The sequence below is a fragment of the Streptomyces sp. NPDC040718 genome (assembly GCF_055593565.1).
Map to the genome: position 1 here is coordinate 219,485 of NZ_JBVIXO010000011.1, position 16,381 is coordinate 235,865.

General features: G+C 74.7%; 14 protein-coding genes. 5 read left to right on the forward strand and 9 right to left on the reverse strand.

From position 1 onward, the window contains the following. The first annotated feature begins 130 nt into the window (after window positions 1-130). Window positions 131-1,840, forward strand: coding sequence for a glycoside hydrolase family 26 protein (locus tag ACZ597_RS26025; RefSeq protein WP_471334578.1), 1,710 nt, complete (start codon window positions 131-133; stop codon window positions 1,838-1,840). Window positions 1,841-1,854: 14 nt separating this feature from the next. Here ACZ597_RS26025 and ACZ597_RS26030 read toward each other — a convergent pair whose 3' ends face one another. The 9 genes from ACZ597_RS26030 to ACZ597_RS26070 all read right to left on the reverse strand — a co-directional run bounded on the left by ACZ597_RS26030 (window position 1,855) and on the right by ACZ597_RS26070 (window position 13,544). Next, complete coding sequence (locus ACZ597_RS26030) at window positions 1,855-2,997, reverse strand: GNAT family N-acetyltransferase (RefSeq protein ID WP_471334581.1); 1,143 nt, start codon at window positions 2,995-2,997, stop codon at window positions 1,855-1,857. Beyond that, window positions 2,994-3,683, reverse strand: coding sequence for a YveK family protein (locus ACZ597_RS26035; RefSeq protein WP_471334583.1), 690 nt, complete (start codon window positions 3,681-3,683; stop codon window positions 2,994-2,996). The genes ACZ597_RS26030 and ACZ597_RS26035 overlap by 4 nt, the downstream gene beginning before the upstream one ends. Window positions 3,684-3,760: 77 nt before the next feature. After that, a complete protein-coding gene (locus tag ACZ597_RS26040; RefSeq protein ID WP_471334711.1) occupies window positions 3,761-5,128 on the reverse strand; it encodes a glycosyltransferase in 1,368 nt (455 codons plus the stop codon). Window positions 5,129-5,187: 59 nt separating this feature from the next. Next, a complete protein-coding gene (locus ACZ597_RS26045; RefSeq protein ID WP_471334585.1) occupies window positions 5,188-5,964 on the reverse strand; it encodes a polysaccharide deacetylase family protein in 777 nt (258 codons plus the stop codon). After that, the gene (gene murJ, locus ACZ597_RS26050) at window positions 5,954-7,711 is read right to left on the reverse strand and encodes a murein biosynthesis integral membrane protein MurJ (protein WP_471334714.1); all 1,758 of its coding nucleotides are present in this window, start codon (window positions 7,709-7,711) and stop codon (window positions 5,954-5,956) included. Before murJ ends, ACZ597_RS26045 begins: the two co-directional genes overlap by 11 nt. Window positions 7,712-8,211: 500 nt before the next feature. Further along, window positions 8,212-9,630 carry an O-antigen ligase family protein gene (locus tag ACZ597_RS26055; RefSeq protein ID WP_471334588.1) on the reverse strand — a complete coding sequence of 473 codons (1,419 nt, stop codon included), beginning with the start codon at window positions 9,628-9,630 and terminating at the stop codon, window positions 8,212-8,214. Window positions 9,631-9,632: 2 nt separating this feature from the next. Beyond that, on the reverse strand, window positions 9,633-11,159 hold the full coding sequence (locus tag ACZ597_RS26060) for a sugar transferase (RefSeq protein ID WP_471334590.1): 1,527 nt from the start codon (window positions 11,157-11,159) through the stop codon (window positions 9,633-9,635). Beyond that, on the reverse strand, window positions 11,156-12,349 hold the full coding sequence (locus ACZ597_RS26065; protein WP_471334593.1) for a glycosyltransferase: 1,194 nt from the start codon (window positions 12,347-12,349) through the stop codon (window positions 11,156-11,158). Before ACZ597_RS26065 ends, ACZ597_RS26060 begins: the two co-directional genes overlap by 4 nt. Window positions 12,350-12,368: 19 nt before the next feature. Then, on the reverse strand, window positions 12,369-13,544 hold the full coding sequence (locus tag ACZ597_RS26070; RefSeq protein ID WP_471334596.1) for a DUF3344 domain-containing protein: 1,176 nt from the start codon (window positions 13,542-13,544) through the stop codon (window positions 12,369-12,371). Window positions 13,545-13,647: 103 nt separating this feature from the next. On the opposite strand from ACZ597_RS26070, the gene ACZ597_RS26075 reads away from it, so the two are divergent. The 4 genes from ACZ597_RS26075 to ACZ597_RS26090 all read left to right on the forward strand — a co-directional run bounded on the left by ACZ597_RS26075 (window position 13,648) and on the right by ACZ597_RS26090 (window position 16,248). Then, complete coding sequence (locus ACZ597_RS26075; RefSeq protein WP_471334599.1) at window positions 13,648-13,896, forward strand: chaplin; 249 nt, start codon at window positions 13,648-13,650, stop codon at window positions 13,894-13,896. 118 nt (window positions 13,897-14,014) lie between these two features. Then, entirely contained in the window at window positions 14,015-14,425 is a 411-nt protein-coding gene (locus ACZ597_RS26080; protein WP_471334601.1) for a rodlin, read from the forward strand. Between the two features lie 246 nt (window positions 14,426-14,671). After that, window positions 14,672-14,905: a chaplin gene (locus ACZ597_RS26085; RefSeq protein ID WP_471334603.1), complete on the forward strand. Its 234-nt coding sequence runs from the start codon at window positions 14,672-14,674 to the stop codon at window positions 14,903-14,905. A gap of 125 nt (window positions 14,906-15,030) precedes the next feature. After that, window positions 15,031-16,248 carry a chaplin gene (locus ACZ597_RS26090; RefSeq protein ID WP_471334606.1) on the forward strand — a complete coding sequence of 406 codons (1,218 nt, stop codon included), beginning with the start codon at window positions 15,031-15,033 and terminating at the stop codon, window positions 16,246-16,248. The last annotated feature ends 133 nt before the right edge of the window (window positions 16,249-16,381 follow it).

Sequence of the window (16,381 nt, forward strand, 5' to 3'; positions counted from 1 at the left end):
AGTCGGACCAAGCGGAGAGGATGCGCACCTGCGAATGGCCTACCCAGCGGCCACCGGACAGGCCATTCGTCAGATCTGATGTCTAACGTCTTTTCCAAGCACACCGGTTCGCGAAAGCTCGGGAGACGCCATGCCCAGACCACGCCACCGCCTGGTGAGCACCTGCGTCGGTACGGTCACGGCCGGGCTGCTCGCCACCGGCGCCGCGCTCGCGGCCCCGGACGACGAGCCTCCCAGGGGCTCCGACACCGCCATGGGCGCCTACCTCGGCTACGGGCCGCCCGGGGTCGCCCGCATCCCCTACCTGTCGCACTGGCTCGGCGGCAGGGAGATCCGGGTCGGGCACACCTATCTCCCCGGCGACCAGTGGCCGGGCATCGAGGGCAACGTGAACTTCCTCGCGGACTGGGCCGAGTGGCGCCGGGCCGAGGACGACCGGATGTTCGTGCTCAACGTGCCCATGCAGGCCCGCAACGAGGACCGGGTGCCCGACTGGCAGGTGGTCCAGCTGATCCGGGCCGGCGCGGAGGGCCAGTACGACCGGCACTTCCGCAAGCTCGCCGAGCGGCTGGTGTCCCTGGGCGTCCCGGACACGGTGATCGTGCTCGGCTGGGAGATGAACGGCACCACGTACACCCACCGCTGCGGGCCCGACCCGGAGAACTGGAAGGCGTACTGGAAGCGCGTCGTCAACACGATGCGCTCCGTCCCCGGGCAGCGGTTCAAGTTCGATTTCGCCCCCAACCGGGGGACGGACGCGATCGGCTGGACCAAGTGCTACCCGGGTGACGACGTGGTCGACGTCATCGGCATGGATTCGTACGACCAGGGTCCGGGCCGGACGTTCGAGGAGCACGTCCGCCAGCCGTACGGGCTCCAGCAGCACGTCGACTTCGCGAAAGCACACGGCAAGCAGATCTCGTACCCGGAGTGGGGGCTGTTCCGGAACGGGGACAACCCGGAGTACGTCCGGAAGATGCTGAAGTGGATCGACGAGCACAAGCCGCTCTACCACACCATCACCGACTACTGCCCGCACGGCGTCTGGCGGTGCAAGCAGAACCCGCAGTCGGCGAAGGTCTTCCGCGAGGCGATGGGCGAGCACGAGCCGTCCGGACCGGTCCCGCCCGTCCCGACGCCGCCCGTGGTCCCGACGCCGCCGGTGGTCCCCAAGCCGGACATCCCGACGCCCCAGGTCCCGACCCCGCAGTTCCCGACCCCGCAGTTCCCGAGCCCGCAGTTCCCGAGCCCGCAGTTCCCGACCCCGGCCGTCCCCAAGCCGGAGGCACCCAAGCCGGACGTCCCGAAGCCGGGCATCCCCAAGCCGGAGGCCCCCAAGCCCGAGGCACCGAAGCCCGACGTCCCCAAGCCCGACGTCCCCAAGCCCGAGGCACCGAAGCCCGACGTGCCCGCTCCGCAGACCCCGGCCCCCGAGGCCTCCGTCCCGCCCGTCGAGCCGACCCCGGTCGGGCCGGCCCCCGTCGACCCGGCGCCCGCTCCCGCCGAGCCCACTCCGACCGTCCCGGAACCCGTGCCCGTCACCCCGTCGCCCGAGGTCACGGTCCCGCCGGAGCCGGCTCCGGAGCCGTCCCCCGAGGTCTCGGCGCCCGTGCCTCCGGTGCTGTCCCCGAGCCCCCTGGCGCCCAGGCCCCAGCCGACGCAGCCCGCACAGCCGCCCGAGCCGAAGCCCGAGCCGAAGCCCGAGCCGAAGCCCACCAACGACAGCAGGCAGTGGTGCCTCCCGCTCGACTTCGGGGAGTGGCTGAACGGCCTCTTCGGCAACCAGTCGCTCTGCTTCCGCTTCGACTGGGGCAAGGACTCCGGCTTCTGGCCCTTCTAGACGGGTCGGACAGGTCATCGGACCCGCAGTTCGTTCAGCCGCGCCCGCCAGTCCCGGGCGGCCGGCAGCGCCTCGCGCAGCGCGTCCACCGCCCGCTCGCGCCCCGTGATCTGCGACTCGTGCAGCCGCAGCAGGGGCGCGAGCGCGTGCGTGGCCAGCAGCAGCCGCTGGTTGACCACCGTCTCGGGCCGCCAGTGGTTCTTGTACGGCTCGTTGCCGCGCAGGAAGCTGACCACCGGCCGGCCCTCCTCCAGGGCCCGGCCCGCCTCGTAGCGCAGCAGCAGCGTCGCCACGTCCACCTTCCGCTCGCGCAGGTCCGGGTCGGCCCCGTACAGGTAGCCGCCGCTGAGCGCGGCCGACAGCAGCGTCACGTTGGCCGCCACCACCTTCCCGTCCAGCCGGAACTCGGTGAGCCGGCCCTCCCCCGCCCGCACCATCCGCCGGGTGGCCCGGGTCAGGTGCTCGGCGAACCGGGGCCTGAGGTGCTCGGGGGTCACCCCGCGGCCCCGCCACTGCTTCTCGTGCAGCCGCAGCAGGGTGCGTACGGCCTGCGGCACCTCCCGCTCGGTGACCTCGTGCTCCTCGATCCCGGCGGCGTCCGTCTTGCGCAGCTTGGCCCGCACGCGCTGCGCACCGGAGGCCGGCATCCGCTTGACGAGCTGGTCGAAGGGCAGCGCGGGCAGTTCCATGCAGGTGGAGTCGGCGGTTTTGGCGCCGACCCCGGGCCATGCCTCGTACAGCGCCTCGGCGGCGGCCCCGGGGCGCACCTCGCGCAGGTCGACGACGGCGCTGCGGGCGGCCCGGTGCAGCCCGTTGGCCAGGGCGGGGACGACCTGGTCGGCGTGCTCGGCGGCGACGAGCACGTCGAAGTAGTCGGTGATCGGCCCGCCGAGCGGCACCAGCCGCGGCAGCGGCCGGTGTACGAGCATCAGCGCGGCCGCGCCGACCAGTTCCTCGCCGCGTCGCACGAGCAGGACCCGGAGCCGGCCGTCCTTCCCGTACGACAGCCACCAGGAGTGGAGCCAGGCGTGGCTCTGGAAGGGGGTGGCGGTGGGGCAGTTCCGGACGAGCCGGTTCCAGGACTCCTCCAGCGCGGCGAACTGCCGGGGGTCTCGGCACAGCGTCACCGTCAGGGCCCCGGCGGAGCCCCGCGTCATCGCACGGACTCCTTCTCCTTGGTTTCGGTGTGCTCGCCCTGGGCGGGCAGCGAGGCGTACTCCTCCACCACCGGGCGGCCCGTCCCCTGCTCCTTGCGTCGGCTCGGGCGGGCCAGCATCCACAGCCCGCCGAGGAGGCCGCCGGCGCACATTCCGACGGCTCCGCTGACGGGGGCGGACGGGGAGGCGGGGTCGCTGGGCGCGACGGCCTGGTTGAACAGCAGCAGCTGCACGCCGGTGTTCTTCGCGGCCTGGTTGCTGCTCAGCGAGAGGGCGTCGGCGACGGCGTTGGCGATGTCGGCGGCCTCGGAGGGGCTCTTGGAGGTGCCGGTGATCGCGATCATGGGGGAGTCGGGGGAGGTCTCGGCGCGGACCTGGGTGCGCAGCCGCTGGGCGCTGATGCCGGCGCGGGGCTGGGCGTAGGCGAGGGTGGAGCTGCTGGTCGCGATCCGGCCGTAGGCCTGGGCGAAGCCGAGGGCGGTGGCCGGCTCGGTGGTCTCGTTCGGTACGGCCACGACGTAGCTGGTGGCGGCGTACTCGGGGGCCTTGAGGACCCCGTACGCGCCGCCCGCGGCCAGTCCGAGGAGGGCGCAGGCGGGCAGCGGCCACCAGGCGGGCGGCGGCAGGAGCCGGCGCTTGCGCTCGGAGCGGTGGTCGGACTTCTTCTGGTCGGCGGTGTCGGCCATGTGCGGTGCCTTCCTGGGTGGAGGGGAGTTCGTGCGGTCCCGGCCGGTCCCCCGGCCGGGGGTGGAGCAGGGGGGGATCAGCCGTCCCCGCCGGGTTCGGCCAGGGCCGGCCCCGCCTGGGGGCACCTCCCGCCGGGGGCCGGGGGAGTCCGGGGCGCGGGGTCCGCGGGGCCGGGCACCGCCGCGGGCGCGGGTGCGCGGTCCTGCGGGCGCGCCCCGGACAGCGGCCCCGGCACGGCCGGCCCGGGCCCCGCCGGGCCGGTGGTGGCGGGCGCCGTGCCGGGCCCCGCCGCCGGAGTCGGAGCCTCCGAAGCGGGCCCCGGTACCGGCGCGGCCAGCGCGAGGGCGTACACGTCGAGCAGCTGTGCGGCGGTGCGCGCGATGTCGTACCGGCGAGCCACCGGGGGTGGCGGCAGCCGGCGCGCGCCCGCCTCCATGTGCCCGCGCAGCGCGGCGACCAGTTCCTCCGTGCCGGTGCCGATCCGCCGGGCCCCCGGGGCCTCGACGGCGGGGAGGTCGTCGATGGCGGGGCAGGTGACGTGCAGCACGGGCAGCCCTGCGGCCAGCGCCTCGACGACGGCGAGCCCGAACGCCTCCTCCCGCGACGGGGAGACGAACACGTCCATGGCGGCCAGCAGGGCGGGGATCCCGGGGGTGCGCCCGTCGGGGCTGTCGCCCAGCGGGTCGCGCTCGCCCAGCAGGTGGATCCGGCTCTGCGCGCCCAGTTCGGCGGCGAGCAGCCGCAGCGCGGCCCGCTCGGGGCCGTCCCCGGCCAGCAGCAGGTGCGCGCCGGGGAGTGCCGCGACGGCCCTCACGAGTACGTCGAACCGCTTGCCCGGCACCAGGCGTCCCACCCCGCCCACCACGAAGGCGCGTTCGGGCAGCCCGGTCCGGGCCCGGGCGGCGCGGCGTACGCCCTCGTCGAAGCGGAAGCGGGCGGCCTCGATCCCGTTCGGGACCACGTGCACCCGGGCGGCGGGCACCCCCCACCCCTCCAGCCGGGCGGCGACGGTGCCGGAGACGGCGACGGTGGCCGCGCCGAGCCGCTCGCTCGCCAGGTAGAGGGCGCGCACCCCGCCGGTGAGCGGACGGCCCTCGATCTCGCCGTCGCCGAGGGAGTGTTCGGTGGCCACCGTCACCGGGACGCCGGCGAGCCGCGCCGCGAGGCGCCCGTACACGCAGGCCCGGTAGAGGTGGGTGTGGACGAGGTCGTAGCGGCCGCGCCGGATGAAGCGGACCAGCTTCGGCACGGCGCCGAGGTCTCGGTTGCCGCGCATGCCCAGGTGCACGACCCGGACGCCGTCGGCCCGCAGCCCCTCGGCGACGGGGCCGGGGTTGGTCAGCGTCAGCACGTCGCAGGGCATCGGCATGTGCCGCAGCAGCAGCCGCAGTTGCTGCTCGGCGCCGCCGACGCCGAGCCCGGTGATGATGTGCAGGGCCCTGATGTCCTTGACGTCCTTGACGCCCTTGCCGTCGAGGACGGCCTTCGCGCCCTTCGAGCCCCTCACCGCAGCACCTTCCTGCGCAGCTCCCGCACCTGGTGCCGCAGCCGCTTGACGTACAGCCGCGCCGGTCCGTCGGCCTGGCTGACGTGGGTGCGGGGCAGGGCGTGGCGGCCCGCGAGCCGGCCGGGGGAGATCGCGCAGGCGTAGTCGTAGCCGGCGGCGCGGGTGGCTTCGACGACCCGGGCGTCGAGGTGCCCGTACGGGTAGCAGAAGCCCTCGGGGAGGCTGCCGGTCAGCTCGCGGATCAGCTCGCGGCTGCCGCGCAGCTCCTGCTGGAGGACGTCGTCGGGGGCAGCGGTGAGGTCCTGGTGGAGCAGCCCGTGGGACCCGATCTCCTGTCCGGAGGCGGCGACTTCGCGGATCTGCTCGGCGGTGAGGAGGGGTTTGCGGGGGCCCAGCGGGTCCCACACGTTGTCGACGCCGAGCCGGCCGGGCAGCACGAACAGGGTGGCCGTGCAGTCGTGGCGGCGCAGCAGGGGCAGGGCGCGGGTCAGGAAGTCGGTGTAGCCGTCGTCGAAGGTGAGCCCGACGAGGCCGCGGCCGCGCCCGGCGGCGCGGGCGCGCAGCAGTTCGCCGACGCCGACGCCGCGGAGCCCGCGGGCGCGCAGCCACAGCAGCTGGGCCTCCAGGGCGACCGGGGTGACGGTGATCCCGTACGGGTCCTCGGAGGGGTCGGTGAACTCGGCGACCGAGTGGTACATCAGGACCCACGGGGACGTGCGCCGGCGGGCGGGGCCCGTCACGGCGGCGGGGGCCGTGTCGGTGTCAGCGGACATTGCGGAACCTCTGGGTGAGCTGGGTGATCCGGACGGCGGTGTGGGAGCCGAGCTGGGCGATCTGGCCGGGCAGGGCGGTGATCTCCAGCGCCCGTATGGCCATTCCGGTGGCTCCGAACATGGCGGGGACGAGCAGGCAGCCGAGGGCGGCGCTGACGAGCGGGTCGGCGATCATCGGGCCGGCGAGCCAGCCGGTGCCGCAGGCGGCGGCGGCCGCGACGGCGAGCCGGCCGATGCTGACGGCGACCCGGCGGACCTGGATGGCGATGATGCGGGAGCCGAGGCCGGTGAGGAGCAGGGCGGCGGCGGTGGAGATGCCGGCGGCGTTGGCGGCGGCGATGCCGTAGGTGCCCCACCAGCCGACGGCGAGGGCTCCGGCGACGATGTTGACGACGAGTCCGGCGCCCATCGCGAGCGCCGGGAACCAGATGGGCCGGGCGGTCGAGAAGAAGGGCCGGGACAGCGCGCCGACGAGGCAGTGGCCGAGGAGGCCGAGGCCGTAGACCCGCATCGCGGAGGCGGTGGCGAGGGTGTCCTGGTGGGTGAAGGCGCCGCGTTCGAAGAGGACCTGGATGATCTGCGGGGCGTAGCCGATGACGAGGGCGGTGCCCATGAGGACGGCGAGGGAGGCCAGCGCCAGGTCCTGCTCGACCCGCCGCCGGGCCTTCTCCCGCTCGCCGCCGGCCATGGCCTGGGCGACGACCGGGAAGGTGACGGTGCAGATCATCAGGGAGAGCACCATCGGCATCTGCGCGACCTTCTGCGCGTAGTTGAGGTGCGAGATGGCGCCGGGCGGGAGGGAGGCGGCGAGGAAGCGTTCGACGAGTACCTGCGACTGCCGGAAGACCGCGAAGAAGATGACGGGGGCGATGACCCCGAAGGCGATGAGGGTGGGCCGGTCGCGGTCGCGCTGGCTGCGGGGGGCGCCCTTGGGGCGGCCGGGGGCGAAGCCGACGTTGCGGATGAAGGCGGGCAGCTGGACGAGGACCATCAGCAGCCCGCCGGCGGCGACTCCGGCGGCGGCGGCCCGGACCCCCCACAGGGTGTGGAGGGCGACCATGGTGCCGATGATCCCCACGTTGTACGAGACGTAGATCGCGGCGGGCGGCAGGAAGGAGCGGTGGGCGCGCAGGGCGGCGCTGAAGTACCCGGCGATGCCGAAGGTGATGACGGTGAGGGCGGTCATCCGGGTGCACTGGACGGCGAGTCCGGGGTCGGGCAGGCCGGGTGCGAGGACACCGACGACGAGCGGCGCGGCGACGATGAGCACGGAGGCCACGGCGGCGAGGAACACGAGGAGGCGGGGCAGGGTCGCGCCGACGAGGAGCCGTACGGGGTCGGCGGCGCGGGCTTCCATGCGGGTGAGCCCGGCCCGGCTGGCGGCCCGGCGGGCGAGGGCGTGGCTGAAGGCGGGGACCATCAGCAGGGCCATGGCGTCCTCGATGAGGAGCGTCGAGGCCATCTCGGGGACGGTCCAGGAGATGAGGAAGGCGTCGCTGTCGTGCCCGGCGCCGAAGAGGTGCGCGATGGTCTGGTCGCGTACGAGCCCGAACACGGCTCCGGCCGCGGTCAGTCCGGCGGTGACGGCGGCGGCCTTGGCGAGGAACCGTCCGAGCGGCGCGGTTCCGCTGCCGCCGGACCCGCCGGTGCCGGGGCCGCCCGCGCCGGGCCGCTCGCCCTGCCGGTCCCGCCGCGCGGGAACCCGCCCGACGGCCCTGTTCCCGCCCCCGGTCCCGGCCGGTCCCAGGACGCCCCGCCGGGCGCCCGTGGCCGCCGGGGCGTCCGGAGCGCCCGCTCCGGCCGGCCTGCCGTCGCGGGCGGCTGCGGCGTCCCCGGCCGCCGGGACCGGGTTGCCGCGGAGGCCCGTGACCGCGTAGCCGGGCCGCGCGTCCCCGCCTACGTCGGACCGCGCGTCCTGCCGTGCTCCGTCCCGCACCGCGTCCCACAGTCCGTCCCGCACGTCCGGCCCCCACCGCTCGGCCATCGTCCGGCCACCTCCCGCCCCTGCTCGGCCCGTGTCCGGCGCGCCGGGCGCGCGCCCGCGTACGTCCGCCGCGCCCTGCTCCGCCGGGGTCCCGCCCCGGCCCGGGCCGTCGGAGCCCGGTGCCGCGGCGGGTCCGCCCGCCGGGGTTCCGGGATCCGGCGCGCCCGGGCCGGGGGCCGGGTCCGGGGCGGTACCCGCGGAGCCCGCGGCCGCGGCGACTTCGGTCGCCGCGGCCGCGGGCCGCCGCCAGGGAGTCGTGTCGGTCACCGGCCGGCCGGCCCCTCGGCGGCCAGCGGGCCGCGCCCGGGCGCCGAGCCGTCACCGGAGCCCTCGCCGGAGCCGTCGCCGAATCCCCCGGAGGGCAGGGCCCACCACGCCGCCAGCCCGATGATCACTCCGGTCAGTACGGTGGACGGCCCGCCGATGTCCGCGTACAGGAAGTCGGTCAGCTGCCACACGAACAGCCCGGTCGCGACCAGCCCGCAGTCCCGGACCGCCCGGTCGGCCCCCACCGCGCACCGCCGCAGCCCCGCGACCAGCAGTGCGGCCCAGCCGCCCGCCAGCGCGAGCAGGCCGATCAGGCCCTGCTCGCTGAGGATGAGGAGGTACATGTTGTGCGGGGACAGCAGGGGCTGCTTGAGGAAGGCCTGTCCGGCGCCGCCGGTGTCGCTGCCGGAGGACAGCCCCAGCGAGGAGTGTCCGTCGCGGTGCGCGGGGAAGCCCTTGAGGCCCACCCCCACCGCCGGCCGCTCCCGCCACATCGACTCGGCGGCGGCCCACATCGTGTAGCGGTCCGTCACGGACTGGTCGGGGGCGCTGGAGACCTGGGTGATCGAGGTCAGCCGCTCCGCGACCATCTCGGAGCCGACCCCGAGTCCGCCGACGAGGACGACGCCCAGCGCGGCCAGCGCGACGAGCACCCGCAGGGCCCGCCGGATCCCGGCCATGGCCATCACCAGCACCGCCGCCCCGAGGGTGGCGATCCAGGCGCCCCGGCTGAAGGACAGCACGAGCGGCAGCACCAGCGCGAGGGCGCAGGCCCCGGCGGTCCGCCGGACCCGCTCGGGCAGTCCCGGCGCGAGCGCGGCGGCGGTCGCGACGACGAGCCCGTACGCGACGACGGTGGCCATGCCCATCACGTCGCCGGGGCCGAAGGTCCCCACGGCGCGGACGTTCTCGCCCTGGTACGAGGCGCCGGTGTGGGTGGCGTACTGGACGACGCCCACCGCCCCTTGGACCAGCGCCAGTACGACGAAGCACCCGGCGGCGATCCGGAACTCGCGGGCGTCGCGCACCAGCAGCACCACGGCCGCCGGGACGAGCACGAAGACCTGGAGGTAGCGCACGAACCCGGGCAGGGCGGCGTACGGGTCCCCGGCGGTCATCGTGGACACCGCGAGCCCGACGCCCGGGGCGCCGAGCACGAGTACGCCGAGCGGGCTCAGGGTCCGCACCCGGCCGCGCAGGGCCTGGATCCCGCAGACGAGGGCGAGCAGCAGCGAGGCGGCGTCGGCGGGGCCGACCTTGCCGGAGGCGGTCGCGTCGCCGGCGGGGAGCGGGGCCAGGAGGAACAGGACGGTCGCGGCGAGGGGCAGCAGCGGCCAGTGGCGGCGCAGCGGGCCCGCGACGAGGGCGCGTACGCCGTCGGAGGCGGAACCCGGTGCGGATGCGGCGAGGCTCATGCTCAGCTCCCTCCCAGCCGGAAGCGGAAGAAGGAGGCGGCGGTGCGGGCGAGGATCCACAGGTCCTGCCACAGCGACCAGGTGTCGATGTAGTGGTTGTCGAAGCGGGCCCGGTCCTCGATGGAGGTGTCGCCGCGCAGCCCGTTGATCTGGGCGAGGCCGGTGATGCCGACGGGCATCCGGTGGCGGGCTTCGTAGCCGGGGTGGACGGTGCTGAACTTGGCGACGAAGAAGGGGCGTTCGGGGCGGGGGCCGACCAGGCTCATGTCACCCCGTACGACGTTCCACAGCTGGGGCAGCTCGTCCAGGGAGGACTTGCGCAGGAAGGAGCCGACGGGGCTCATCCGGCGGTCGCCGGCGACGGTCCAGCGGGTGGCGGACTCGTGCTCGTCGGCGCGCAGGGTGCGGAACTTCAGCAGGGTGAAGGGCCGTCCGTAGAGGCCGACCCGCTCCTGCCGGAAGATGACCCCGGGTCCGTCGGAGAGCCGGACGGCGAGGGCGCAGGCGCCCATGACGGGGGCGGCGGCGAGCAGCGCGAGGGCGGCGAGGCAGGAGTCGATGGCCCGCTTCGCGGCCCGTTCCAGCGGCCGGGAGGGGCGCGGCAGCAGTGGTTGTACGGCGTATCCCCAGAGCTGGTCGGCGGGCTGCGCGACGCGCATGCCGGTGACCTTGGCGGTCCCGGCGGGGTCGGCGAGCCAGAGCCGGCAGCCGTGGTCGTGGAAGAGCCGGACCAGGGAGGCGGTGCGTTCGTCGGCCTCGGGGGGACAGGTGAAGACGGCGTGCCGGACGGAGTTCTGGATGACGGCGCGGCGGACGTCCTCGTGGGTGGCGAGGACGGGGAGCTGGCCGGGGTCCCCGTCGGCGGGGGCTGCGGTGTCGGCGATCCCGACGGGGCGCAGTCCGTACTCGGGACGGCTGTGCAGGGCGGCGGCGACGGCACCGGTGCCCTCGCCGGGGCCGACCACGAGCGCCGAGACGGGACGTCGCAGGGCGGCGCGGCGGCGGAGCTGGTTGGCGAACCCGCGTCCCGCACACGCCAGTACGACCTGGAGGCAGACGGCGCCGAGGAGCACGCTCCAGCCGAGGGCGCGCTGTGGTGCGGCGGCGGCGAGCAGGGCGGCGGCCCCGCACCAGAGCACGGCGGCGCGTCCGGCGAGCAGGGGCAGTTCGCGCAGTGCGGAGGGGGCGAGGCGGGGTGTGTAGAGGCCGGCCTGTGCGTGCAGGGCGGTGAGCAGGGCGGCGGCGGGCAGTACGGCTTCGGGGGGCAGGGTGCCGGCGGGCAGGGTGGTCGCGGTGACGGCGGCGGCCAGCGCGTCGGCGGTCAGCAGCGCGGTGACGCCTTCGCGGCGGCGGGCCCGCTGTGGCCGGACGGCGGCGCGGGCCCGGTCGGCGCGGGGTCCGCGCGGGGGGTGGATGGCGGTCACGGCACGGCGGGTTTCGGCGGGAGCCGCGGGGGCGAAGGCGCTGCCGCCGGCGTGCCCCGTGCCGCCCTGCCCGGTGTGCCGGGCGGGTGCGCTGTCCATCGTCATCGGCTGATGCGCTCCTGGTTCAAGGGCCGGGGCCTGCCCAGCAGTTCGTGGTACAGGCCGGTGACCGCGTCCGTGGTCCGCCGCACGTCGAACTCGGTCCGGGCGTGCTGCTGGGCCTGCTCCCCGAGTTCGGTGAGCAGCCGCGGTTCGGCGAGCAGCCGTCCCAGGGCCTTGGCCAGCGCCGTCGGGTCCTCCGGCGGTACCAGGCAGAGCCGTCCCTGGCCCGACGGCAGGCTCTCCCGGGCACCGCTGACGTCGGAGACCAGGACCGGGCGGCCGCAGGCCATGGCTTCGAGCGGGGCGAGCGCCATGCCTTCCCACCGCGACGGCAGTACAACGAGATCGGCGGCGCGAAGCCACGGTCGGATGTCGGCGGCGGCTCCGGCGAAGTGGACGCCTGGTGGTGCGGTGCGGCGCAGCCGTTCGGCGTCGGGGCCGTCGCCGACGAGGGCGAGGCGGGCGCCGGGGACGGTGCCCAGTACCTCCGGCCAGGCGCGCAGCAGGACGTCCTGGCCCTTCTGCGGGCAGAGCCGGCCGACGCAGACGGCGAGGGGTCCGCCGTCCGGCAGCCGGAGTGCGGTGCGGGCTTCGGCGCGGCCGCCGTCGCCGCCGCGGGCGGGGTGGAAGCGGGTGAGGTCGACGCCGTTGCGGATCACCGACCAGCGGGCGTGGATCCCTTCGGACTCGCCGGCCCGGCGTTCGGCTTCGCTGACGCAGAGCACCCGGTCGGCCCAGCGGGCGCCGGCCCGCTCCCAGCGCAGCGCGAGGGCGGCGGTGGCGCCGCCGACGGCGTCGAAGGACCAGGCGTGGGGCTGGAACACCGTCGGCACGGAGCCGCGTACGGCGAGCCGCCCGGCGAGCCCGGCCTTGGCGCTGTGGGCGTGCAGCAGGTCGGGGGCGAGGCGCCGGATCAGCCGGGCGGCGCCGAGTACTTCGGCGGGCAGCCCGGGTCCGGGAGAGCGTCCGGCGCGCCAGGTGTGCACCTCGGCTCCGGCGTCGCGGGCGGCATCGGTGAGCTGCCCGCCGCGCGGGCAGCCGACGAGTACGCGCAGTCCGGCGGCGGTCTGCGCCCGTACGAGGTCGGTGACGACGCGGGCGACGCCTCCGTCGACGGGCTGGACGAGGTGGAGGACGGTGAAGGGGGAACCGGAACCGGCCGGTGACGGGTCCGGCGAGGGGTGTTTCGGCACGTGGAGTGGTCTCCTGCGTTCAGCGGCGCGCGTCTGTCTGAACGAAGAGCACACCGAGGAATTGACCTTGGCTTTCGCCCGCGAACTTGAAGCTCAGGCTGCGGGCGCCACCGGACAGGGCGGGACTCAGGTCAAACACGTCCGCGTCATATCCGAGATTATTCATATGTTCGGGCTGTCGCACGAACGAGGGATGTCCGAATTCCGTGATCGTGGAATTCATAACATCATTAAAAGGATTTTCTGCATCGCTGACATTGACCCGTCGGCCACTGTCGGCGGTCACGGTGAGTGAGTCCCCGAGGGTCCCCCGGTCGCCGTCGTACGCGACGACCCCGGCCTTCCCGGCGGCGCCGGGCGCCACGTCCAGGCCGGCGACCTCCACCGTCTCCCCCGCGGCCTCACCGGCACCGGCGGCCAGCGACTCGAAGCCGTCCCACACCGAGACCCGGCGCAGCGGCTCCTGCGGGTGCTCGTACGCGACGACCAGCGTCCAGCCGCCCCAGGCACCCGCCTCCGAGTGCCCCATGGCCACGTTGAGCTGGGCCACGGTCCACATCCCCGCCCCGCCCTTGCGCACCATCGGGGTGACGTCGGCCGAGGCCTGGTAGGCGTCGCTGCCCTTGTCCGTGTGGTGCCCGATCACGGTGTCGGCCAGCACCGCCTTGTACGCGCCCCCGGGCTCGGCGACCAGCACCCGGCCGTTGTCCTCCGGCGGCTTCTGCTCCCCCACCCGGAGGTTCCCGCCCCAGTACAGGCGGGCGTACGAGACCTTCGCGCCCTGCGGGACCTTGAGCTCGGCCCGGGTGGAGTTGTAGGTGTCCGGGTCCTTGTCGACCTCGTCGTAGAACATCTCGAAGTCGCCGTTGACCCCCGCCGCGCCCTTCTTGACCTCGGCACACGGTTCGGCCTGGTCGTTCTCCTCGCGGCGGCAGCTGATGGCGGAGTTGGAGGCCCTGACCAGCCCGCCGTGCTGGACGGCCTGGTAGCGCTGGGTGAAGGGCACCCGGGGCAGTTCGCGCGCCGCGGCGGGCACCGCGGCACCCGCCGGGGGCACGTATGCGGAAAGTGTGAGGCAGGACAGCAGGCCGAGTGTGCCGAGGATTCTGCGGGAGGAACCCATGACCCTGTCTCCATTTTCGATCAAGGGGACAAAACAGGAGTGAACTTTGGCAGAAATCGGGCTGGAAATCACGTCGGACTCGCTCGTACGGCCTTTTGGGCGATAGCACGCACCCTCTCCGTGGGCGGGTCGTTATGCCGGTGCACCATCGTTCGAACCGAAAGGAAATACGGAGATGAAGAAGAGGCTGATGCGCGGCAGCACCGTGGCGGTCGCGGGCGCGGCGATGCTGATGGGCGGCGCGGGCCTCGCCTCCGCGCACGGCGGCGCCTCGGCGGACGGCTTCGCCGCCGGCTCCCCCGGCGTGCTGAGCGGCAACCTGGTCCAGGTCCCCGTCCACGTCCCGGTGAACGTCTGCGGCAACACCGTCAACGTGATCGGGCTGCTGAACCCCGCGTTCGGCAACACCTGCGTGAACGCCTGAACGTCAACCGCGGCGCCCGAAACGGCGGCATCCGGGTGAAGCCACGCAACCCGAACCGGGGCGAGGCCGTTGATCCGGATGCTCCTGTACCGGGCAATCCTGCAAAAAAGGGACGATAATGATCAAGAAGTTTGCGGCCGGCGCAGCGGTTGCCGCCACCACCGTGGGCCTCGGTGCCGCCCTGGCCCCGCAGGCGATGGCCGTCGGGAACGACAACGGCATCAACACCGTCAACGGCAACAACTCCGCGCAGATCTACGGCAACCAGGCCACCTACGGCAACATGAGCCCGCAGATGGCGCTGATCCAGGGCTCCTTCAACAAGCCCTGCATCGCCCTCCCGGCCAAGGTCAACGCGCAGTCGATCCTCGCGCTCATCAACGTCGGCGTCCAGGACATCCCGGTCCTGTCCAGCCCGCAGAACCAGCAGTGCACCGAGAACTCCACCCAGGCCAAGGGTGACGAGGCCCTGTCGCACATCCTGGACAACATCCCGATCCTCTCCGGCAACGTCTCCTCCGGCAGCTGATCGCGCAGCACCCCGAGCGAGGCCGTCGCACCCCCCGGGTCGCGGCGGCCTCGCCGCATGCCGGGCCCGCGCGATTCCGGCCCCTTCCGACGCCCCTTCAATGCCGCCCGAATTAACGGCCCGGCACCCCCGGGGCATCGGAGTGAATTACGGAGAAGCCCCGAGGAATTCGTGGTTTCTTTTCCCGGACCCGCTCGTTGTTGTTATTGCAGCGGATACACCTCTGCGGGAAGGATTGGAAAAGAAATGAAGCACAAGAAGGCAGTGGTGCTGGCCGCCGGCGCGATGATGGCCGCCGGTGTCGCCTCCCCGGCCATGGCCGACGCGGGCGCCAGCGGGGTCGCCAAGGACTCCCCCGGCGTCCTCTCCGGCAACCTCGTGCAGGTTCCCGTGCACATCCCGGTGAACGTCTGCGGCAACACCGCCCAGCTGGTCGGTGTGCTGAACCCGGCCTTCGGCAACACCTGCGTCAACGCCTGACGAAGCCCTGGGCCCGCGAGGGCAGGGCAGACCTCCTCGGGGTGGCCTCGGAGTGCACGGCGGTGCACTCCGAGGCCACCTTCGATTCAGTACCGGCCCACGCGCCGGTGGACAGGGAAGGACCCATGCGACAGGTACTGAGCCGACAGGTACTGGGCAAGGGGGTGCTCACCGCTGCGGCCGCATCGAGCCTGCTGTCGATCGCGACCGGCGCGGCCTGCGCGCATCCAGGGGCGATGGCCGAAGCCTCGCATTCGCCGGGTGTGCTGTCCGGCAACAGCGTCTCGGTACCGATCACGGTCACACCGAACGTGTGCGGCAACAGCGTGGACGGGGGTGCCGCCCTCAACCCCGCGATGGGGAACACCTGCGTCAGCTCCACCGGATCCCACGCCGGCGACGACGGCGGCCGCGACTACGAGCGCTACCTGAGCCCCGAGCACCGCGCGGCCTTCGAGCGCTACCTCGACGAGCAGCAGGGCGGCCGGCACGCGCTGCCCCGCCAGCGCCACGACGAGGAGGAGCGCGGGTACGGGGCGCCCCGCGCGCACGCCCCCAAGCACGCCGCGCCCCGCCATGAGGCGCCCCGCCACGAGCCCCCCGCACCCCGGCACCAGACCGGCGGCGACGAGGGCGGCTACGGCGGCCAGGGCGGCGAGGAGTGCGACGACCACCCGCCGCAGCCCCCGCGCGCCGAGCACCCCGCGCCCCACCCGGCACCGCCCCACCCGCAGCCCAAGCCCCACCCGCAGCCCAAGCCCGAGCCGCGGCCCGAGGCGGAGCACCCGGCGCCCCAGCCGCTCCCCGCCCCGACGCCGGCCCCCGCGCCCGCGCCGGCCCCCGCACCGCAGCCCGCTCCCCAGCCCGCACCGGCGCCGGCTCCCCCGCCGCAGACCCCGCAGGCCGAGACCCCGGCGCCGCAGCCGGCCCCCGCGCCCGCCCCGGTCCAGGAGGTTCCGCAGCCCGAGGAGCAGCCGCACACCCTCCCGGCGCCCGTCCCGGCGGCGCCCGCCGCGGAGCTTCCGGCGCCGCGTCCCCCGCACGGCAGCCAGCCGGAGCGGCCCGAGCCCGCGCCGCTCCCCGTCCCGGAGGTCGTCCGCCCGGCGGACCAGCCCCCGGCGGCCCCGGCCGGCGACCTCCCGGTGCACCTGCCCCCGGCACCCGCCCCCGCCCCGGCCCCGGCTCCCGAGGCGGCCCCGCCGGCTCCCGTACCCGCGCCGGCCCGGGCCGGGATGCCGGAGCTGGCGGCCACCGGAGCGGGCGAGGCCTCGGCCATGGCGGCCCTCGCCTCGGCCCTGATCCTCGGCGGCGCGATTCTCTACCGCAGGTCCCGTATCGACTGACCGGGAATACCGGTAATCAGAAGAAATACCGGCCGGAGAATCCCACATCGGATTCTCCGGCCGCTGCCGTGCGCCCGGCTCCGCGTTTCCGTAGCGGCCGGTAATCGTTACCCAGGTCGAAAGCGGCGCGACG